Origin of the sequence: Azospirillum humicireducens (assembly GCF_001639105.2) — a bacterium.
In the GTDB taxonomy this organism is placed as follows: domain Bacteria; phylum Pseudomonadota; class Alphaproteobacteria; order Azospirillales; family Azospirillaceae; genus Azospirillum; species Azospirillum humicireducens.
Genome location: NZ_CP015285.1, coordinates 2,044,059 through 2,064,866, shown reverse-complemented (window position 1 = coordinate 2,064,866; position 20,808 = coordinate 2,044,059). Strand labels below are relative to the sequence as shown.

Here is a 20,808-nt window from a genome sequence, read left to right as displayed (position 1 = left end):
TCTCACTCCCTCCTGTAGATCGTTGGGCCAGCCTGCCGGAACAGGTTCGACACGCCATACAGGCTTTCCGAGTGACCGAGAAACAAATACCCGCCAGGGCGGAGCATCCGGGCAAAATTCTCTATCACCTGGGTACGGCCGCGGCGGTCGAAATAGATCAGAACGTTGCGGCAAAAAATCGCATCGAACGGGCCGGACATCGGCCAATGCTCCAGAAGATTCAGAGGCTTGACGGTTATCAGCCGCTTGAGATCCTCGCCCATCTCCACCGCCGGCTCGCCGTTCAGCCGGGTGTCGCGGGTGAAGCGCTGGCGGATGGCCGGCGGAATGCCGGTGGCGCCCGACAGCGGGTAGATCCCGCGCCGTGCCGTCTCGACCATGTGGGTGTCGATGTCCGTGGCGAGGATGCGGGCATCCCAGCGGCGCAGGTCCGCTCCCATGGCCGAAACCAGCACCATCGCCATGGTGTAGGGTTCGGGGCCGGAAGAGCAGCCGGCCGACCACAGCCGCAGCCGTGGACGGGAGGCGCCGGCATTCCGCATCCGCAAGTCCGGCAGGACGGTGGAGGCCAGAAAGTCGAAATGGTGCGATTCGCGGTAGAAGCTGGTCAGGTTGGTGGTCAGTGCGTTGACGAGAAAGCCGATTTCGTCCGCGCCCCCGTCGCCTTGCAGCAGGGCGCAATAAGCGTCGAAATCGGGCAGCCGCAACTCGCGCAGGCGGCGCGCCAGCCGGGCATAGACCATCTCCGCCTTGTGCGGCGCCAGCGCGATGCCGGCCAGTTGATAGAGCAGAGCGGCGATCAGGTCGAAATGGTGCCGCTCGAAATGAAACTCGCGCGCGCCGCCGAACACCGCGTCCGGCACCCGGCGTTGCGTCGCAGGCTCCATCGACAGGGTGGAGGAACGGTCGGTCATCGCGATCCCGGCTGAGGCATCGTCAGGCATGGACCTGCTGCCGCCGGATTTCTCCGGCTGCAGAGGCGGCGGCCGGATGGCGCGGCTGGCGTTCCAGGGTGAAGAAGGTCATCTGCTGGCGCATCTGGTCGGCCTGATCCTCCAGCGAGCGGGCGGCGGCGGTGCTTTCCTCCACCAGGGCGGCGTTCTTCTGGGTCATCTCGTCCATCTGGGCGATGGCGATGTTGACCTCGTCGAGGCCGGAGGCCTGTTCGGCGGTCGCCCGCGCGATCTCCGACACCAGATCGGCGACGCGGCCGATGCCCGACACGATCTCCGTCAGGGCGCTGCCGGCGGACCGCACCAGCCCGACGCCCTCGCGCACCTGCCCGCTGCTGTCGAGGATCAGCGCCTTGATCTCCTTGGAGGCCTGGGCGGAACGCTGGGCGAGCTGCCGCACCTCCTGCGCCACCACGGCGAAGCCGCGCCCGGCATCGCCGGCCCGTGCCGCCTCCACTGCAGCATTCAGCGCCAGCAGATTGGTCTGGAAGGCGATCTCGTCGATCACCCCGATGATGTCGGCGATCTTCTGCGACGACTGCTCGATCCGGTGCATGGCCTCCACCGCGCTGGCCGCCACCTCGCCGCCGCGCGACGCGGCGGTGCGCGCCTCGGTGGCATAGCCGTTGACCTGCTGGGCGTTGTCGGCGTTGGAGCGCACGGTGGCGGCAAGCTGTTCCATGCTGGCCGCGGTTTCCTCCAGCGAGGATGCCTGCTGTTCGGTCCGTTCCGACAGGTCCATGCTTCCTTCGGCAACCTCGCGGCTGGCGACGGCGATGGAGCCGGCGGCATCGTCGATGCGGCGGACGATCTCGGACAGGTGGGCCACCGTGCCGTTGACGTCGTCGGTCAGCCGCTGGAACACGCCCTCGTACCGCCTGTCGATCCGACGGGTGAGGTCGCCATGCGACAGCGCCCCCAGCACGGCCGCCAACTCCTCGGTAACGGTGGCGACATTTTCCGACAGGTTGTTGATGCCTTCGCTGACCAGCCGGAAGAAGCCGGTCTTGCCGTCCAGCGCGATGCGCCGGCTGAAGTCGCCGCGCACGGCGTTCTCCACCATGGCGCCGATTTCCGCCTCGATCGCCAGCTCCTCGGTCAGGTCCCGCCATTCGATGACGGTTCCCAGCTTTTCGCCCCGGCGGCTGACCACCGGGTTGGCGATGACCTCGAAGGTCCGGTCGCCGGTCTTGGCCAGCCCGCGATGGGTCTGCGCCAGCGCTTCCAACAGACCGCGCTGGTGGGCGGGATTCTTGTGGAAGACGTCGAAATTCCGGCCGATCAGCTTGTCCGGATCGAAGCCGGGCAGGGAGCCGCGCAGGTCGGCCTCGGCATGGCGGAACATGGCCATGATCGAGTCGTTGGCGTAGAGGATGCGGCCGTCGGTGTCCGCCATCATGATGTTGGCCGACACCCGTTCCAGTGCGATGCGCGAGCGCAGGGCCTCCACCGCTTCGTCCTTGAAGGCGGCAACGGCGCGGGCCATCTCGCCCAGTTCGTCCTTCTGGCCGGTGTGGGGAACCTCGACCGACAGCTTGCCGTCGCAGAGTTCCGCCATCACCCGGCGGATGCCGGTGACCGGCGTGACGATGGAGGCGGCGATGCGGTTGGCGGCGGCGACGCCGATCAGCAGCGACAGCAACCCCAGCCCCAGCGTCAGGCGGACGGTGAAGTCGGCCATGCTTCCGGCCTCCGCCTCCGTCGTCCTGGCGCCGGCAGCGATCCTGTTGACGATTCCGTCGATGGCCGTGTTGACCGCCGTGGCCGCGGCGGCGAGCTGGTCGGCGCGGCGCTTCGCCTCGTCCTCGGCGGCGACGACATCGCGGAAGGCGGCGCGATAGTCGGCCGCACGCGCATCGGCCTGGCGCAGGATCATCGACAGGCCGCCGTCGGCGCGGCTCTCGGCACGCATGGCGGCGGACAGCCGGGCGATGGCGTCGACCATCGCCTTGCCTTCGGCCTGAACCCGCACAGCCGCCGCGGCGTCGCGCAGACCGATGGCACGGTTGGCGTTGAAGCGGGTCATCATCCAGTGCTTCTCGACCTCCTGTGCGGCGAAGGCGGCCTCCCTGTCGGCGGAGGCCCTGGCCGCCGACACCGCCTCCTCCAGCAGCTTCGTCACCTCGGCGCCCAGCGGGTCCATGCGCTCGCGCAGGCTGCGGTCGGCCTGCTCCCGCATCGCGCGCACTGCCTCGAACCGATCGTGGTAGGCGGTGTGCAGGCCGTTCAGTTCGGCGAAGGCCGCGGCCTGGGGCGAGGCCGCCAGCGTCGCCTGCCGCTGCGCCATCGCCGATTCGAACTCCTCGCGCAGCACACGCAGACGGTCCAGAGCCTCGGCCGTGCCCAGATTGATGTATTCGCGGGTCTGCAGCCGCTCCGCGGCCAGACGGCTTTCCAGATCCTTGGCGAAGACGGCGAGGTCGCCCGAGGCGATAACCCCATCGATGCGGCGTTTCAGCCCGTCCAGCCCGAGGATGCCGATGCCTGACTGCGCCGCGATCAGCACCAGCAGAAGGCCGAAGCCCAGCCACAGCCGTTTGGCGATGCGCATGTTGCTGAGGAAGCTGCCGGCTTTGGCGATCGTACCGTCGGTGGCCATCGGTGACGTTTCCTCTTATTTTTGTTTCTCGTTGCAGTGGCGCCGAAGGTTGCCGGGACTTTTTCCGGTCAGGTGGCTTCGAGCGCCGGCGTGCGCGGGCCTGGGTCCTGGTCGGCATGTTCGCCGGCGAACAGCTTCTCGACGTTCAGCAGGGTCACCATCCGGTTCTCGGCGGTGTAGAGGCCGCTCAGATACTCCGCATCGACCAGGCCGCTGTCCACGTCGGGCGGCGGCTTGATCGCATCATGGCCGATGGCCAGGATGTCGGAGATCGCATCGACCAGGATGCCGCGCGTGCGCTCGCCCACCTGCATCACCACCACGACATGGCGCTTGGTCACCTGGGTGGGGCCGCCGCCGAAGCGGGCGCGCAGGTCGAAGATCGGGATGATGATGCCGCGCAGATTGATCACGCCGCGCACATAGTCGGGAAGATTGGGCAAGCGGCTTTCCGGTGTCCAGCCGCGGATTTCCCTGACTGCCAGGATGTTGACGCCATATTCCTCGCTGCCGACCGTGAAGGTGACATATTGCTCCTCCGTCCCGTTGACGGCGGCGCCGGCGGGCTGGATATCGGTGCGGGAATTGACGGTGGCGATTGCGGTGGAACTGCTCATCGCTGGGCCTCAAACCGTTTGGCGTTGACGCTGGTCGGACCTGTCCGCCGGGGCGGGCAGGAATGAGGAGGGCTGGGTGATGGCGCCGTTGCCGGCGCCGTGGCGGCTCATTTCGCGCAGACCGGCCACGTCCAGGATCAGGGCGACCCGGCCGTCGCCCAGGATGGTCGCGGCGGCCACACCGTCCAGACGGCGGAAATTGGCCTCCAGGCTCTTGATGACGACCTGCTGCTGGCCCAGCACCTCGTCGACCACAAGGCCGAGGCGGGAGCCGTCCTCCGTCTCCACCAGCACGACCAGCCCCTTGGTGGCATCGTCGATGGCCTTGGGGATGCCGAACAGCCGGTGCAGGTGGACGAGCCGCACATACTCGCCGCGCGCCATCATCACGTCGCACTTGTTCACCAGCCCATGCAGGTCGGCGGGCTTGGGCCTCAGGCTTTCCACGATGTTGGTCAGCGGCAGGACGAAACGCTCGTCCCCCACCGAGATCACCATGCCGTCCAGCACCGCCAGCGTCAGCGGCAGCGACAGGACGAAGCGCGAGCCCTCGCCCGGCGTCGAATAGACGCCGATGCGCCCGCCCAGGCTGGAGATGTTCCGCCGCACCACGTCCATGCCGACGCCGCGGCCGGACAGGTTCGACACCTGATCGGCGGTGGAGAAGCCGGGCAGGAAGATCAGGTTGTCGATCTCATCGTCCGACAGGCTGGATCCGGGCTGGACCAGCCCCTTCTCGATGGCCTTGGACAGCACCTTGGCCCGGTTGATGCCGCGGCCGTCGTCGGTCACCTCGATCACGATGCGGCCGGAGCGGTGGGCGGCCGACAGATGCACGGTGCCGGCGCGCGGCTTGCCGATCCGTTCCCGTTCCTCGGGGCCTTCCAGCCCATGGTCGATCGAGTTGCGGATCATGTGGGTCAGCGGATCGACGAGGTTCTCGACCACCGTCTTGTCGACCTCCGTCGTCTCGCCCGACGTCACCAGCATCACCTCCTTGCCGGTGGCGGCGGCGCATTCGCGCACCAGCCGCGGCATGCGCGAGAAGACGCTGGAGACCGGCTGGGCGCGGATCGACATCACGCTCTCGCGCAGTTCGCGGGTGTGCTGGGCAAGGCTTTCCAGCCCCTCCAGCAGTTCCTGGAACTGGCCGGGCGGCAGGTCGCGCAGATGCTCCGCGATCATCGCCTGGGTGATGACCATCTCGCCGACCATGTTGACCAGCCGGTCGATCTTGTCGAGGTCGACGCGGATGGTGTGGGTTGTCGGACCGGAATGGTCGCCGCCATTGCCGCGCTTGGCGCCGTCGCCGGTCTTCGCAGCGCCGGGGGAGCCGGGTGTGGTTGCCGGGGTGGGGGCCGCCGGAGGAGAGCCGGGCGCCGCCGGTTCCGGCAGGTTGGCGGCCGGCAGAGGATCAGCCGGCTCGATGATGGCGGGGGGCGGTGCCTCGGCACTGATGCGGATGTCGCAGTCGTCGGCGACGAACTCGAACACGTCGTCGATCTGGGCGCGGTCGATCTGCGGATCGGCCAGCAGCGTCACCGTCCAGGACAGGTGCAGCAGTTCGGCGTCGAGGTCGCGCAGGGAGGGCAGCTTGTCCAGATGGCAGACGACCTCCGCGTCGCCGAGACGGCGCAAGGCGCGCAGCATGTAGGTCGGCTCGTTGCCGGACAGAAGCAGTTCGGCCTTCGGGCGGAAGACGATGGTCCAGCGGAGCTTTCCCTCCGGCACCGGGGCAGACATGACGGTGGCAGGCTGGTCGTCGCGGGCGGCCTGGATGGCGGCCAGTGCATCGCCGAAGATGCCGGCCTCGTCATCCTCGTCGTCGGGATAGAGGGAATCCGCGGGCGCGGAGAGCTGCTCCTCCGCCGGTGCTCCGGTCTTGTCGAGAAAGCGGCGCAGCGCAGTGACGGTCTCGTCGGTGGTGCCGGCCGGCGCATCGGTTTCGTCGGCGGCATGGGCCAGCAGCCGGGCCAGCACGTCGTTGGCGCGGATCAGCGTATCGACCAGCTCGGTGGTGACCGGAATCTCGGCATTGCGCACGCCGTCCATCACCGTCTCGAACTCGTGCGCGAAGGCGACGAGGTCGTTGAAGCCGAAAGCGCCGCCGCCGCCCTTGATCGAATGGACCGCGCGGAAGATCGCGTTCACCTCGTCCATGTCGATCTCGCCGGGGGCGAGGCGCAGCAGCCCTGCCTCGGCGACGGCCAGCAACTCGGCGCTTTCGTCGAAGTAGGTCTGCTTGAAGCGGCTGAGATCGTCCACGGATGTCCTCCTTACCGTCCGCTGCGGTTCAGCCGCAGACCTTCTGCACCACCGACACCAGCTTGTCGGGGTTGAAGGGCTTTACGATCCAGCCGGTGGCTCCGGCCGCCCGGCCCTCCGCCTTCTTGCTCTCGTCCGCTTCGGTGGTCAGCATCAGGATCGGCAGGGTTCGGTGGGCGGGAATGGCGCGCAGCTTGCGGATCAGGGTCAGCCCGTCCATCACCGGCATGTTCAGGTCGGTGATGACCAGATCGACCTTGGTGGCGGCGATGGCGCTCATCGCCTGCTGGCCGTCGGCGGCCTCCACCACGTCATAGCCGGCGCCGCGCAGGGTGAAGGACACCATGTCACGCATGGTCCGCGAGTCGTCCACCGTCATCACTTTCTTCTTCACGCTCGGCTCCATTGCTTCAGCCAGGCGGCGAGACCCAGATCCTCGCACGCTTCGGACAGGACCTCGGACGGGGCGGCCAGGACGAAGGCGGCGCCGCGGTCGGCCGCATCGCGGGCGGCGACGACCAGGGCCTGGATGCAGGCGGCGCTGATCCGCTCCACCGCGTCCGCCTGGATGGTGACGTCCGCTGACGCCTTGAAGGCGGCGCGCAGGCTGTCGAGCAGAGGTTGCGCCATGGGCAGGTCCAGGTCGTTGGGCAAGCCCAGGCGAATCCGTCCGCCATCCTCCTCCGTCCACTTGATCAGCGACACGCCACCCCTCCGTCCACAGCAGGCGCACTCTTGCGCATTGCGGTTGCAGGAGCGACGTTGCCAGAAGGCGTCTCAAGGATTCGTTAAGCCCGAACTGTCCAATGCAAGGCACGGCCTGCGGAAGTTGGGGATAACCGCAATCAATTTTGGGACTTGGGGCGGAACCGCGGCTGCGGCTCAGCCTTTCAGCCGGGCGATCAACGGGCGGAACTCGGCCAGGACCGATTCGTAGACCGGGCGTTTGAAGGCGACGATCAGGCCCGGCAGTTCCTCCGCGTCGATCCATTTCCAGGCATCGAATTCCGGATGGTCGGTGTCGAGCCGGATGTCGGCCTCGTCGCCGGTGAAGCGGGCCAGCATCCACATCTGCTCCTGCCCGCGCCAGCGGCCCTTCCACACCTTGCCCAGCAGGTCGTCGGGCAGGTCGTAGCGGTGGGGAGCGGCGGTCATGGCGATGAAGTCGGCCTTGGCGGTGCCGATCTCCTCCTCCAGCTCGCGGAAGGCGGCGGTGCGGGCGTCCTCGCCCTCGTCGATGCCGCCCTGGGGCATCTGCCAGTCGGCCTCCGACCCGCAGCGCTTCGCGACGAAGACTTGGCCTCGGTCGTTCAGCAGCATGATCCCGACGCAGGGGCGGTAGGGAAGGGTGTCGCGGTCGATGGGGGAGGTCATGCCGGCGGGCTCCGTTCGGGTCAGGCTTTCGTGACGAAGAAATAGACGGTCATCGCCGCCCCCACCAGGATCACCAGCTTGCGCAGGACCGGCGGCGGGATGTGGCGGGCGACCGAGGCGCCGGCATAGCCGCCGGCCATGGCGGCGACCAGCATGATCAGCGCTTCCGTCCAATAGACAGCCCCGCCGGCGACGAAGGCGGCCACCGCCACCGCGTTCAGGCAGCCGGAGACCAGCGACTTCAGCCCGTTCATCGCATGCAGGTCGGTCAGGCCGAAGACGCCGAGCGTCGCCAGGATCAGGATGCCGATGCCGCCGCCGAAATAGCCGCCATAGATCGCGATCAGGAACTGCACCGCCAGCACCGTGCCGTGGCCGATGGTGAAGTTGCGGCGGACCCAGGCTGACGCCGTCGGGCCGATGGCGAACAGCAGGGTCGCGAACAGCAGCAGCCACGGCACGATGACCTCGAAGGTCCGTTGTGGCGTCCACAGCAGCAGAAGCGCGCCCAAAAGCCCGCCGACGAGGCTGATGCCGAGGAAGGAGGGCAGGTGGATGTCGCGGATGCGGCCCAGTTCCCGCCGGTAGCCGAAGGCGCTGGCCAGCGCGCCGGGCGACACCGCGACGGTGCTGGTGGCGTTGGCGTTCAGCGGCGGCACGCCGGCCAGGATCAGCGCCGGGAAGGTCAGGAAGCTGCCGCCCCCGGCCACGGCGTTCAGCACGCCGGCGAAAAAGGCGGAGACGATCAGCAGCAGCGTCAGCATGTCACCTTACCCGAAAACCTTGCTCCGGCGCGGCTGGCGCGTTGCGTTTTGCACACGCCCGCCCATACCGCAACGCCGAAGTCCCACAACCGCGCGGCTTTCGCAACCCCGAACAATTCGTTAAGGTCGTCGTCCCTTCAACGGATAGAGTGTCCGGAGACCTCCATGTCCGCCCTGCTCGATACCACCGACGCCCTGCACGACGAGATGCTGTCCCTCGGCAGCAAGGCCCGCGCCGCCGCGGCCGCGCTGGCGACCGTGCCAGGACCGTCGAAGGACCGGGCGCTGAGGGCGGCTGCGGCGGCCATCCGCGCCCGCGCCGCCGAGATCAAGGCGGCGAATGCCGAGGACATGGCGAACGCCCGCGACCTGTCCGGCCCCATGCGCGAACGGCTGATGCTGGACGACACGCGCATCGAGGCGATGGCCAAGGGCCTGGAGGACATCGCCGATTTCCCCGATCCCATCGGCGGCGTGCTGGCGGAATGGACGCGGCCCAACGGACTGCGCATCCAGCGCGTCCGCGTGCCGCTGGGCGTCGTCGGCATCATCTATGAAAGCCGGCCCAACGTGACGGCGGACGCCGGCGGCATCTGCCTGAAGTCGGGCAACGCCGCCATCCTGCGCGGCGGGTCGGAGAGCATCCGCTCGTCCCGCGCCATCGCGTCCTGTCTGGCCCAGGGCCTGCGTGAGGCCGGATTGCCGGAGGCTGCGATCCAGCTGGTGCCGACCACCGACCGCGCCGCCGTCGGCCACATGCTGACCATGCGGGACTTTATCGACGTCATCATCCCGCGCGGCGGCAAGTCGCTGATCCAGCGCATCGCCGACGAGAGCCGGGTGCCGGTCATCAAGCATCTGGACGGCAACTGCCACGTCTATGTCGATGCCGCCGCCGATCTGGAGACGGCGCGCAAGGTGGTTCTGAACGCCAAGATGCGCCGCACTTCCATCTGCGGTGCCGCCGAGACGCTGCTGGTCGACCGCGCCATCGCCGGCACGGCGCTGCCGGTTCTGGTGAAGGATCTGCTGGATGCCGGCTGCGCCGTGCGTGGTGACGCGGCGGCCCAGGCGGCCGATCCGCGGGTGACGGCTGTGGCGCCGGAGGATTGGGACACCGAATACCTCGACGCCATCATCGCCTGCGGCGTGGTGGACGGGGTGGATGCCGCCATCGACCACATCAACGCCCACAGCTCCCACCACACTGAATCGATCCTGACCGAGGATCCGGCGGCGGCGGAGCGGTTCCTGTCCCGCGTGGACAGCGGCATCGTGCTGTGGAACGCCTCGACCCAGTTCGCCGACGGCGGCGAGTTCGGCATGGGTGCCGAGATCGGCATCTCCACCGACAAGTTCCACGCCCGCGGCCCGGTGGGTGCGGAGCAGCTGACCAGCTACAAGTATGTCGTGCGCGGCGATGGCCAGACGCGGCCTTGAGACCGACCCCCCTCCCTCCCGTGGAACCCTCTCCCCCCCGGGGAGAGGGCAGGGTGAGGGGGATGCCTCGCGAGGAGCGTCCGGCAAACGGAACCCCCTCACCCAACCCTCTCCCCGCTTTCAGCGGACCGAGGGTCCGCCTGTCGCGTCAGCGCAAACGAAGTTTGCGCGAGAGCGGGGGGGAGAGGGCAAAAAGGCGGGAGAGGGACACCGCGCCCCCCAGCTCTATTCCGGCCCGCTCTATGCCGGCCTCACCGTCGGTATTCTCGGCGGGTCGTTCAATCCGGCCCATGCCGGGCACCGGCACATCAGCCTGTTCGCTCTGAAGGCGTTGGGGCTCGACCGGGTCTGGTGGATGGTCAGCCCGCAGAACCCGCTGAAGTCCGCTGCCGGCATGGCGTCTCTGCCCGAACGGCTGGCTGAGGCGCGGGCTGTCGCCGCCCATCCGCGGATCGAGGTGACGGCGCTCGAGACGGCGCTCGGCACCCGCTTCACCGCCGATACGCTGGCGAAGCTTCAACTCCGCTTCCCCAAAACCCGCTTCGTCTGGTTGATGGGAGCGGACAATCTGCGACAAATTCCGCGTTGGAAGCTTTGGACACGAATCTTCGACTCGGTGGCCGTTGCGGTTTTCGCCCGTCCCACCTATTCTCTTAATGCGCTGAGCGGCAAGGCCGCCCAGCGTTTCACCCGTCGGCGGGTGTCCGTGTCGGGGGTAAAAGGGCTGGCGCGCCGCAGGCGGCCGGCCTGGGCGTTCTTACGCAACCCCCTGCATCCGGCCTCGGCGACGGCGATCCGGCAGGCACGGGCCGCCGGGTCGTGAAACCGTTGCAAGAGGTTGGAGCCATCACCACGCACACCGAAACGGCCGCGACCGCTCCGCGGCCAGCCGCCGTTCCCCAGATCCTGGAACCGCAGGACCTGAAGGCGCTCATTCAGGCGTCGCTCGACGCCGATCAGGCGGATGACGTGACCGTCATCGATCTCGCCGGGAAAACCACCTTCGCCGATTACATGGTCGTGGCGTCGGGCCGCAACACGCGGCACATCGCCGCCATGGCGATGAAGCTGGCCGAAAAGCTGAAGCAGGCCGGCGTCCGCGGCGTCGAGATGGAAGGCATGGCCCAGTGCGACTGGGTGCTGGTCGATGCCGGCGACGTGATCGTCCACCTGTTCAAGCCGGAAGTCCGGACCTTCTACAACATCGAGAAGATGTGGGGTCTGGACCTGCCGACGCCGTCGGGCACGGCGCGGCTGAGCGCCTGACGGACCGGAGGCGGAGGGCCGCATCATGCGTTTGTGGCTCGCCGCCGTCGGGCGGTCGCGGGGCGGACCGACCCGCGACCTGTTCGACGAGTATGTCGGCCGGCTCGGCTGGCCCTTTACCCTGAAGGAGGTCGAGGTGAAGAAGCGCCTCTCCTCCGACGAATTGAAGCGGCAGGAGGCCGAGCTGCTGCTCGCCGCCATACCGGCCGGCGCCATCGTCGTGGCGCTGGATGAACGCGGCAAGGCGCTGCCCAGCGAGAGCTTCGCCGCCAAGATCGGCGACTGGCGCGACCGCGGCGCCGGCGACCTTGCCTTCCTGATCGGCGGCGCCGACGGCCATGGCGACGCGGTGCGCGCGCGGGCCGATTTCCTGCTCGCCTTCGGGCCGATGACCTGGCCCCACATGCTGGTGCGCGGCATGCTTGCGGAGCAACTCTATCGCGCCCAACAAATTCTTGCCGGCCATCCCTATCACAGATCCTGATACCGAGCGTCGCATCCGGCGCGCGGAAAAGCGCCGGAGCGGAAGAACACGAAACTCCGAGACCACAACCTTTCGAGAAAGGTAAGCGCGATGACCGAGACCAACCGACCCCGCCCCGTCGTCCTCTGCATCCTGGACGGCTGGGGCTATCGCGAGGAGCGGTCCGACAACGCGATTGCGCTGGGCGATACCCCGAATTGGGACCGTCTGTGGTCGGCCGAACCGACGGCCTTCCTCGACGCCAGCGAGGAGGAGGTCGGCCTGCCCAAGGGTCAGATGGGCAACTCCGAGGTCGGGCACATGAATCTCGGCGCCGGCCGGGTCGTCATGCAGGACCTCGTGATGATCGACCATGCCATCGTCCAGGGCGATCTGGAGCGCAACGCGGCGCTGAACGATCTCGTGAAGACGATGCACAAGACCGGCGGGCGCGTCCATCTGATGGGCCTGCTGTCGCCGGGCGGTGTGCATTCCCACCAGGACCACATCGCGGCGCTGGCCGGCGTGCTGTCGCGCGAGGGCGTGCCGGTGGCGGTCCACGCCTTCACCGACGGCCGCGACGTGCCGCCGCAGAGCGCCAAGGATCAGGTCGCCGAGTTCATGGCCGACGTCTTCGAGCTGCCGGGCGTCGAGGTGGCGACCGTCATCGGCCGCTATTACGCGATGGACCGCGACAAGCGCTGGGACCGCGTCGCCAAGGCCTATGCCGCGATGACCAAGGCGGAGGGCGAGCATGCCGCCGACCCGATCCAGGCGATCGAGCAGAGCTATGCCGCCGACAAGCATGACGAGTTCATCCTGCCGACGGTGATCGGCGGCTATGCCGGCATGAAGGACGGCGACGCCATCCTGATGGCGAATTTCCGCGCCGACCGCGCCCGCGAGATCCTGGCCGCCTATGTCGATGAGGATTTCGACGGCTTCTCCGTCGACGGCGCGCCGAAGCTGGCCGCCGTGGTCGGCATGGTCGAATATTCGTCGTCGCTGGCCAAGCTGATGACCACCATCTTTCCGCCGAAATCCCTGACCAAGGTGCTTGGCGAGGTGGTTTCCGAGGCCGGAATGAAGCAGCTGCGCATCGCCGAGACGGAGAAGTATCCGCACGTCACCTTCTTCTTCAACGGTGGCGAGGAGCGGGTGTATGAGGGCGAGGACCGCATCCTGGTCCCGTCGCCGAAGGTCGCCACCTACGATCTCCAGCCGGAGATGTCGGCTTCGGAAGTGACCGACAAGCTGGTCGGCGCCATCGATTCCGGCAAGTACGACCTGATCGTCGTCAACTTCGCCAACCCCGACATGGTCGGCCACAGCGGCATGCTCGACGCCGCCATCAAGGCGGTGCAGGCGGTCGACGGCAGCCTGGGGCAGGTGGAGGCCGCGGTGCGCCGCGCCGGTGGCACCATGCTGGTCACCGCCGACCATGGCAACTGCGAGCTGATGAAGGACCCGGAGACCGGCGGCCCGCACACCGCCCACACGCTGGACAAGGTTCCGCTGGTGCTGGTCAACGGCCCGGCCGGCGCCCGCATCGAGAGCGGCCGTCTGGCTGACATCGCCCCGACCCTGCTCGACCTGCTGGGCTTGCCCAAGCCGGCCGAGATGACTGGCCGCAACCTGCTGGTCCGCAGCGCCGCGCGCGCGGCGGCGGAGTAACGGATGGCGCGTGGTCCCCGCCAGTCACACCCTCTCCCGCCCCGGGAGAGGGGGGGGACCCATGCGGAGCATGGGGAGGGTGAGGGGTATTCCGAGGAACCATGCGGTTCGGGATTCTTGCACTCCCCCTCACCCTTCCCGCCGCGATGCGGCGGGCCCCTTCCCTCTCCCGGGGCGGGAGAGGGTATCCTCGCCGGCTTCGTGGTCGTCGCCGGCCTGATCCTGGCCCAGCCGGCGAACGCCCAAACCGAAGTCCCCAAGGACACGCTGAAGCGCGTCGAGCAGCAGCTTCAGACCGGCAAGCAGCGCCAGCAGCAGTTGGAACGCCAGTCCCAGGCTCTGCAGTCCGAACTCGAGGACCTGCGCGGTCGCCTGATCGCGCTGGCCGATCAGGCGCGCGGACAGGAAGAGGCGCTCGACCGGCTGGAGGAAACGCTCACTGCGCTCGAGACGGAGGAGCGCGAGCGGTCCGCCGGGCTCGACGCCGAGCGCCAGCAGATCGCCACCCTGCTGGCTGCCCTCCAGCGGCTGGCGCGCATCCCGCCCGAAGCGGCGCTGGCCCGGCCGGAAAGCCCGGTCGATACCCTGCGCTCCGCCCTGCTGCTGCGCGATGCCGTGCCGGCCCTGAAGGCGCGGGCCGATGCGCTGGCTCACGCCCTGACCGCTCTGGCCGATACCCGCGGACGGCTGGTCGATCAGCGCTCCAAGGCGCTGGCGGCGCGGGTGGCGCTGACCGAAAAGCAGGATGAGATGAACCGCCTGATCGCCCGGCGCGAGGAGCTGTCGCGCCTGACGGAGGAGGAGCGCATCCAGGTCGGCCAGCGCATGGCGGAGCTGTCGGGCCAGGCCACCGACCTGCGCCAGCTGATGGAGCGGATCGAGGCCGAACGCCGCGCGGCCATCGAGGCCGCCGCCCGCCGCGAAGCCGAACGGCGCGAAGCGGAGCGCCGGGAAGCGGCCAGGCGTGAAGCGGAGAAGCGTGAGGCCGAACGCCGCCTCGCCGCCCAGAAGGAAGCCGAGCGCAAGGAGGCCGAACGCAAGCTGGCCGAACTGCGCGCCGCCGAGCAGAAGATCGCCGAACAGAAGGCCGCCGAGGAAAAACGGGCAAAGGATGAGGCCGCCAGGGAAGCGGCACGCGAGCGTGAGCTGGCCGCGAAGTCTTCCGGCGGTCCGCCGGCGGTCGCCGGCATGGTGCTGCCCGCCGCCGGCAAGTTGACCACCCGCTTCGGTGAGGCCGACCGCTATGGCGCCACCAGCCGGGGCGTGACGGTCCAGACCCGCGCCGGGGCCGCCGTGGTGGCGCCGCGCGGCGGCACGATCATGTTCGCCGGCCCGTTCAAGGGATATGGCCTCATCTTGATCGTGGAACACGGCAACGGATATCATAGTCTGATTGCGGGTTTGGGCCGGATCGAAACGGCTGTCGGGCGTAAGGTGGCCAGCGGGGAACCGCTGGCGGTCATGCCGCCGGATGGCAATCCGGATCTCTATTTCGAGCTGCGACGAAACGGCCAGCCGATCAATCCGCAACGCGGGTTCGGCGCCCCGGAGGGGAAAGGACAAGGGTAGATGAGGATGATCAAGCGTGCCGCCACGGCGGCAGCTCTGGTGTTTCTGGGAGCCGGCGTCGCCACCGTCACCGCGCAGTCCAGCAATTCGTCGGACACCTACCGGCAGCTGAACCTGTTCGGCGACGTCTTCGAGCGCGTCCGCGCCGAATATGTCGAGCCGGTCACCGACGAACAGCTGATCGAATCGGCGATCAACGGGATGCTGACCTCGCTCGACCCGCATTCGAGCTATCTGAACAAGAAGAGCTTCCAGGACATGCAGGTCCAGACCCGCGGCGAGTTCGGCGGGCTGGGGATCGAGGTGACGATGGAGAACGGCCTGGTGAAGGTCGTGTCGCCCATCGACGACACCCCGGCCTTCCGTGCCGGCCTGCAGCCGGGCGACCTGATCGTCCAACTGAACGGCGAGGCGGTGATGGGCCTCAGCCTGAACGAGGCGGTGGAGAAGATGCGCGGCCCGGTGGGCAGCGAACTGAAGATCACCGTCCGCCGCGGCGAGGCGGGCGAGCCCTTCACCGTGTCGTTGACCCGCGCCGTCATCAAGGTGCAGTCGGTCCGCTACCGCACCGAGGGCGACATCGGCTACATCCGCATCACCAGCTTCAACGAACAGACGCAGAGCGGGCTGGAGAAGGCGATCGCCTCCATCCAGCAGCAGTTGGGCGACAAGCTGAAGGGCTTCGTGCTCGACCTGCGCAACAATCCGGGCGGCCTGCTCGACCAGGCGGTGTCGGTGTCCGATACCTTCCTGGAGAAGGGCGAGATCGTCTCGACCCGTGGCCGCCGGGCGGAGGAGGGTACCCGCTTCAACGCCAAGCCGGGCGACCTGATCAAGGGCATGCCGATGGTGGTGCTGATCAACGGCGGCTCGGCCTCCGCCTCGGAAATCGTCGCCGGCGCGCTGCAGGACCACAAGCGCGCGATCATCATGGGCACCCAGAGCTTCGGCAAGGGATCGGTCCAGACGATCATCCCGCTGCCCGGCCACGGCGCCATGCGGCTGACCACCGCGCGCTACTACACGCCGGCCGGCCGCTCGATCCAGCAGCTGGGCATCACCCCCGACATCGAGGTGCATGTCGCCAAGGTGGAGGATCTGGACAAGAACATCGTCCGCCGCCGTGAGGCCGACCTGAAGGGCGCGCTGGTCAACCCCGACGCCAACAAGACGCCGCGTCCGGCCACCACCAACCCGGCGGCACCCGGAACTCCGGCCGCTCCGAATCCGGCGGGGCCGGGCGCCGGTGCGGCTCCGGCCGCTCCTGGGGCTGCTCCCGCACCGGGGGCTGCTCCCGCACCGGGGGCCGCGCCGGCCGAGGGCGCCGCGGCGGAAGGGGCCGAGCCGCCCTTCGACTTCCAGCTCGCCCGTGCGCTGGACCTGCTGCGCGGCGTCGCCCTGTTCCAGCAGCGCGCCGCGGCGCGCTGACCGGAGCGATCGACGGTGAAGGTTCCCGCTCTGCTCGGTCGTCTGCGGTTCGATGTCCGGGGCCTGCGCCCCGGACTCGGCTGGCTGCGCCGCATTCGCGGCGGGGCGGGATCTCGCAAGCCGCTGTCCAAGCCGCTTCTGGTGGCCGTCGCCCTGGTGGCCGTCGCCTATGCCGGGCTGGGCGGGTGGCTGGCGCTGAACGCCGGCTCGACGCGGGAGGCGTGGCAGGCGTCCATACCCTCGACCACGGCGGCGGTCGATCCGCCGCCGCCGCCGCCCAAGCCGGAGCCGAAGGTCGCAGCGCCGGCGGCACCATTGCCGACCGATGCCGCGCCGCTGCCATTGCCGGGTGCCCAGGCGGCGGCGGTTACGCTGGTCCCGGCGCCGGTGCCGGGGCTGGTGGAAGACAGCCGCAGCGGCCCGCTGCCGCGCATCGCCCAGGACGGGCGCAAGCCCTGGCAGATCTATGCCCGGCCCTTCCCGGCGACCGACAAGCGTCCGCGTGTCGCCATCGTCATGTCGGACCTGGGCCTCAGCGGCGTCACCACCGGCAATGCACTGGCGAAACTGCCGCCCGGCATCACGCTGGCCTTCCTGCCCTATGCCGAGCGGCTGGACGACTGGGTCGAGCGCGCCCGCACCAAGGGGCACGAGGTGATGCTGTCGGTGCCGATGGAGCCGCTGAACTATCCGCGCGACGATCCCGGCCCCAATGCGCTGCTGACCATGCTCGGGCCCGACCGCAATCTGGAACGGCTGGAATGGTCGCTGGGCAAGGCGGTGGGCTATGTCGGCATCACCAGCACCACCGGAAGCAAGTTCACCGCCAATCCGGCGGCGATGCAGCCGGTGATCGATGCGTTGAAGGCGCGTGGCCTGCTTCTGGTCGATGCCCGTGCCAACCCGAAGAGTGTCGCCGGGCCGCTCGCCAATCTGGCCGGCGTGCCGCGGGCGCTGGGAGACCGGATCATCGACCGCGACCTGTCGCGCGGCGCCATCGACGACCAACTGCGTGAGTTGGAAGAGCTTGCAAAGGCCAACGGTGCCGCCGTCGGCTTCGCCTCCCCCTATCCGACGACGATCGAACGCCTCAATCTTTGGCTGACGGCGCTGGCCGACCGCGGCATCGCCCTGGCCCCGGTGTCGGCGGTGGTCAATATCCAGAAATAGCGGACGCGGGGAGGTCGGCTCCCCGTCATCCTCACCCGCAAAGCGCGTCCCAGTCCAGCGAGGCCGGATCCTCCACCAGATGGTCGACGGTGTCGAACACCACGGCTGGATGCTGGGGCCAGGCGATGGTCAGCATGCCGGCGGCCTTGGCGCTGCGGGCGCCGGTGGGGCTGTCCTCGATCACCGCGCAGGCTTCCGGGGCCAAGCCCAGCATCCGCGCGGCCAGCAGGTAGGGCTCCGGGTGGGGCTTGCCGTTGGCCACGTCCTCGCGGGCGATGCTGAAGCGGAAATGCGGGATCGACATGGCGCGCATGTTGGCATCGACGATCATGCGCCCGCCGTTCGACACGCAGGCCTGCGCCAGCCCGCGGGCGGCGAAGGCCTCCACCAGGGCGAAGGCGCCCTCGCGCGGGCGGACCCGATGGACGTTCGCGACATACTGCGCGTTGATCTCGTCGGCCCAGGCGTGCAGGTCGATGGGGAACGGGCGGCGGGCGTGCAGCGCGGCATAGATCTCGCGGAACGCCACCCCGTGCATCGACCGGCAATCCTCGTCGCTCAGCTCATGGCCGTAGCCGCGGCAGACCTCGACGGTGATCTGCTGGTGCCACGGCTCGCTGTCCATCAGCGTGCCGTCGATGTCCCACAGGATGGCGCGGATCGGGCTTGGGATCGGGTTGCGGACCATGCCGATCACCGCACCACCAGATCGTCGCGGTGGATCATCTCGTCGCGTCCCCGATAGCCCAGGATCTCCGGGATCTCGGTGCTCTTGTGGCGCAGGATCTTGCGGGCGTCGTCGGCGCTGTAGGCGACGAGGCCGCGGGCCACCTCGCGGCCTTCCTGGGTGCGGACGATCACCACGTCGCCGCGGTCGAAGTCGCCCTGCACGGCGGCGACGCCGGCCGGCAGCAGGCTGGCGCCATGGGACAGGGCGCGCATGGCGCCGTCATCGACCACCAGCACGCCGGTGGCGTTGACATGGCCGGCGATCCAGGCCTTGCGGGCGCTGGTGGGTTCGGCCGAGGGCAGGAACCAGGTGCAGAGCGCGCCGCCATCCTCCGGCCGCTGCTCCAGCGCCGCCAGCGGGTTCATGCGCTTGCCCTTGGCGATGACCATGCGGCAGCCGGCCGACAGGGCGACGCGCGCCGCGGCGATCTTGGTCACCATGCCGCCGCTGCTGTAGCCAGGGGGCGGCTCGCCGGCCATGCCCTCGATCTCCGGCGTCAACTCGCGCACGGTGGGAATGTGGCGCGCGTCCGGGTCCTTGCGCGGGTCGGCGGTGTAGAGGCCGTCGATGTCCGACAGCAGAACCAGCGTGTCGGCGCTGACCATCTGCGCCACGCGGGCGGCCAGCCGGTCATTGTCGCCGAAGCGGATTTCGGCGGTGGCGACCGTGTCGTTCTCGTTGATGACGGGAACGGCGCCCAGCTTCAGCAGCGTGTCGATGGTGTTGCGGGCGTTCAGGTGGCGCCGACGCTCCTCCGTGTCCTCCAGCGTCACCAGCACCTGGGCGACGGTGACGTCGTGGCGGGCCAGCGTTTCCTGATAGGCGTGGGCAAGGCGGATCTGGCCGGTGGCGGCGGCGGCCTGCTTCTCCTCCAGCTTCAGCGCCCGGCCGACGAGGCCGAGATGCTCGCGCCCGCAGGCGACGGCGCCGGAGGTGACGATCACCACCTCCTGTCCGCGCTTGCGGCAGGCGGCGACGTCGTCGGCCAGTGCGTCGAGCCAATCCCGGCGGATTTGCCGGGTTTCCCCGTCGACCAGAAGGGCCGAGCCGATCTTCACGACCAGCCGGCGGGATTCGAGAAGGGTAGGGGCGTCAAGCGCCATGGCGGGAGGTTCCGTCCGTATCGTCGTCCGAGCCGTCCTCTTCGCCCTCCGGCTCCTCCCCGTCAAGGGCTTCCTCCGAGTCGCCGTCCAACTCCTCATCCTCTTCGAGGCCGTCTTCTTCGAGGTCGTCCTCCTCGAAGTCCTCGTCCTCAAGGTCGCCGTCCTCGCCGCCGACCCATTCGCCGGTCTCGTCGTCCCACTGCATCTCGCCGTCGTCGGGCAGCTTCTGGCCGACCGGCGGGCGCGGGATGGAGCGGGTGGCGGGGGCGTTGATGACCTCGGGGTCTTCTGCCTTGGAGTCCTTGATGACCGTCAGCAGCCGGTACAGCACCTGCTTCACGCCGTCGCCGGTGACGCCGGACAGCACCATCACCTCGGCGCCGGAGGCTTCCTCCAGCGCCTTCTTCTTCTCCTCGATCTCCTCGTCCAGCAGGGCGTCGGACTTGTTCAGCCCGATCACCTCCGGCTTGTCGGCGAGGTTGCCGCCATAGGCCTCCAGCTCGTTCCGGATCGTGCGGTAGGAGGCGACGACGTCGTCGGCCGTGCCGTCGATCAGGTGCAGCAGGATGCGCGAGCGTTCGACATGGCCGAGGAAACGGTCGCCCAGCCCATGGCCCTCGTGCGCGCCCTCGATCAGGCCGGGGATGTCGGCAATGACGAACTCCTCGTCGCCGGCGCGGACGACGCCGAGGTTCGGAGCCAGCGTGGTGAAGGGGTAATCGGCGATCTTCGGCTTGGCCGCGGTGGTCGCCGCCAGGAAGGTCGACTTGCCGGCATTGGGCAAGCCCAGCAGGCCGGCATCGGCGATCAGCTTCAGCCGCAGCCAGACCCATTGCTCCTGTCCCGGCCAGCCGGGGTGGAACTTGCGCGGTGCCCGGTTGGTCGGCGTCTTGAAGTGTGCGTTGCCATGACCGCCGTCGCCGCCGCGCAGGAAGACGCGGCGCTGGCCGGCCTCGGTCAGGTCGCACAGCACGGTCTCCTGGTTCTCGTCCAGGATCTGGGTTCCGACCGGCACGCGCAGGACGACGTCCTCGCCACGCGCGCCGTTGCGGTTGCTGCCCATGCCGTGATGGCCGCGCTGCGCCTTGAAATGCTGCTTGTAGCGGTAGTCGATCAGCGTGTTCAGGCCGTCCGCCGCCTCGATGATCACGTCGCCGCCGCGACCGCCGTCTCCGCCGTCCGGGCCGCCGAACTCGATGAACTTCTCGCGCCGGAACGCCACGGCGCCGGGACCGCCGTCACCGCTCTTCAGGAAGACCTTGGCTTGATCGAGAAACTTCATCGGGGAACCTGCCCGTAAACGGAAGGGAAACCGGCGGTGGGACGGCACCGGACTCAAAACGAAAATCGGGGAGCCGGTCGCCCGGTCCCCCGATCTTATCCCACAAGCGTG

General features: G+C 68.8%; 19 protein-coding genes. 8 read left to right on the top strand and 11 right to left on the bottom strand.

Annotated features, from left to right (window positions below; all coding sequences use genetic code 11):
* Nucleotides 1-2 precede the first annotated feature (2 nt).
* From A6A40_RS09635 to A6A40_RS09600, 8 genes are all read right to left on the bottom strand, one after another.
* Entirely contained in the window at nucleotides 3-944 is a 942-nt protein-coding gene (locus tag A6A40_RS09635) for a CheR family methyltransferase (RefSeq protein ID WP_236783625.1), read from the bottom strand.
* Nucleotides 937-3,552: a methyl-accepting chemotaxis protein gene (locus A6A40_RS09630; protein ID WP_063635195.1), complete on the bottom strand. Its 2,616-nt coding sequence runs from the start codon at nucleotides 3,550-3,552 to the stop codon at nucleotides 937-939. The genes A6A40_RS09635 and A6A40_RS09630 overlap by 8 nt, the downstream gene beginning before the upstream one ends.
* A 68-nt stretch (nucleotides 3,553-3,620) precedes the next feature.
* Complete coding sequence (locus A6A40_RS09625) at nucleotides 3,621-4,169, bottom strand: chemotaxis protein CheW (RefSeq protein ID WP_082860771.1); 549 nt, start codon at nucleotides 4,167-4,169, stop codon at nucleotides 3,621-3,623.
* Nucleotides 4,170-4,178: 9 nt separating this feature from the next.
* Nucleotides 4,179-6,434, bottom strand: a complete 2,256-nt coding sequence (locus A6A40_RS09620) for a chemotaxis protein CheA (protein ID WP_063635194.1) — start codon at nucleotides 6,432-6,434, stop codon at nucleotides 4,179-4,181.
* Between the two features lie 28 nt (nucleotides 6,435-6,462).
* Nucleotides 6,463-6,840 carry a response regulator gene (locus A6A40_RS09615; protein WP_063635193.1) on the bottom strand — a complete coding sequence of 126 codons (378 nt, stop codon included), beginning with the start codon at nucleotides 6,838-6,840 and terminating at the stop codon, nucleotides 6,463-6,465.
* Complete coding sequence (locus A6A40_RS09610; RefSeq protein ID WP_063635192.1) at nucleotides 6,825-7,139, bottom strand: STAS domain-containing protein; 315 nt, start codon at nucleotides 7,137-7,139, stop codon at nucleotides 6,825-6,827. Before A6A40_RS09610 ends, A6A40_RS09615 begins: the two co-directional genes overlap by 16 nt.
* A 177-nt stretch (nucleotides 7,140-7,316) precedes the next feature.
* A complete protein-coding gene (locus A6A40_RS09605) occupies nucleotides 7,317-7,808 on the bottom strand; it encodes an RNA pyrophosphohydrolase (RefSeq protein WP_063635191.1) in 492 nt (163 codons plus the stop codon).
* Nucleotides 7,809-7,828: 20 nt separating this feature from the next.
* Entirely contained in the window at nucleotides 7,829-8,572 is a 744-nt protein-coding gene (locus A6A40_RS09600; protein WP_063635190.1) for a sulfite exporter TauE/SafE family protein, read from the bottom strand.
* A gap of 165 nt (nucleotides 8,573-8,737) precedes the next feature.
* On the opposite strand from A6A40_RS09600, the gene A6A40_RS09595 reads away from it, so the two are divergent.
* The 8 genes from A6A40_RS09595 to A6A40_RS09555 all read left to right on the top strand — a co-directional run bounded on the left by A6A40_RS09595 (nucleotide 8,738) and on the right by A6A40_RS09555 (nucleotide 17,582).
* Nucleotides 8,738-10,012, top strand: coding sequence for a glutamate-5-semialdehyde dehydrogenase (locus A6A40_RS09595; RefSeq protein ID WP_063635189.1), 1,275 nt, complete (start codon nucleotides 8,738-8,740; stop codon nucleotides 10,010-10,012).
* Between the two features lie 262 nt (nucleotides 10,013-10,274).
* Nucleotides 10,275-10,835 (top strand): nicotinate-nucleotide adenylyltransferase, encoded by a 561-nt coding sequence (locus tag A6A40_RS09585; RefSeq protein ID WP_063636206.1) that lies wholly within the window; start codon nucleotides 10,275-10,277, stop codon nucleotides 10,833-10,835.
* Complete coding sequence (gene rsfS / locus A6A40_RS09580; protein WP_063635188.1) at nucleotides 10,832-11,278, top strand: ribosome silencing factor; 447 nt, start codon at nucleotides 10,832-10,834, stop codon at nucleotides 11,276-11,278. The genes A6A40_RS09585 and rsfS overlap by 4 nt, the downstream gene beginning before the upstream one ends.
* Before the next feature lie 25 nt (nucleotides 11,279-11,303).
* Nucleotides 11,304-11,762, top strand: coding sequence for a 23S rRNA (pseudouridine(1915)-N(3))-methyltransferase RlmH (gene rlmH, locus A6A40_RS09575; protein WP_063635187.1), 459 nt, complete (start codon nucleotides 11,304-11,306; stop codon nucleotides 11,760-11,762).
* A 90-nt stretch (nucleotides 11,763-11,852) separates the two neighbouring features.
* Complete coding sequence (gpmI, locus tag A6A40_RS09570; protein ID WP_063635186.1) at nucleotides 11,853-13,415, top strand: 2,3-bisphosphoglycerate-independent phosphoglycerate mutase; 1,563 nt, start codon at nucleotides 11,853-11,855, stop codon at nucleotides 13,413-13,415.
* A gap of 201 nt (nucleotides 13,416-13,616) precedes the next feature.
* On the top strand, nucleotides 13,617-14,984 hold the full coding sequence (locus tag A6A40_RS09565) for a murein hydrolase activator EnvC family protein (protein WP_063635185.1): 1,368 nt from the start codon (nucleotides 13,617-13,619) through the stop codon (nucleotides 14,982-14,984).
* Entirely contained in the window at nucleotides 14,985-16,412 is a 1,428-nt protein-coding gene (locus A6A40_RS09560; protein WP_063635184.1) for a S41 family peptidase, read from the top strand.
* Nucleotides 16,413-16,427: 15 nt separating this feature from the next.
* A complete protein-coding gene (locus A6A40_RS09555) occupies nucleotides 16,428-17,582 on the top strand; it encodes a divergent polysaccharide deacetylase family protein (protein ID WP_063635183.1) in 1,155 nt (384 codons plus the stop codon).
* Nucleotides 17,583-17,613: 31 nt separating this feature from the next.
* Here the strand turns inward: A6A40_RS09555 and A6A40_RS09550 are convergent, their stop codons facing one another.
* The 3 genes from A6A40_RS09550 to obgE are packed head-to-tail and all read right to left on the bottom strand — an operon-like array spanning nucleotide 17,614 to nucleotide 20,697.
* Complete coding sequence (locus tag A6A40_RS09550) at nucleotides 17,614-18,270, bottom strand: HAD family hydrolase (protein ID WP_063636205.1); 657 nt, start codon at nucleotides 18,268-18,270, stop codon at nucleotides 17,614-17,616.
* A 5-nt stretch (nucleotides 18,271-18,275) separates the two neighbouring features.
* Complete coding sequence (gene proB, locus A6A40_RS09545; RefSeq protein WP_063635182.1) at nucleotides 18,276-19,415, bottom strand: glutamate 5-kinase; 1,140 nt, start codon at nucleotides 19,413-19,415, stop codon at nucleotides 18,276-18,278.
* The gene (gene obgE, locus A6A40_RS09540; RefSeq protein WP_063635181.1) at nucleotides 19,405-20,697 is read right to left on the bottom strand and encodes a GTPase ObgE; all 1,293 of its coding nucleotides are present in this window, start codon (nucleotides 20,695-20,697) and stop codon (nucleotides 19,405-19,407) included. The genes proB and obgE overlap by 11 nt, the downstream gene beginning before the upstream one ends.
* Between the last annotated feature and the right edge of the window lie 111 nt (nucleotides 20,698-20,808).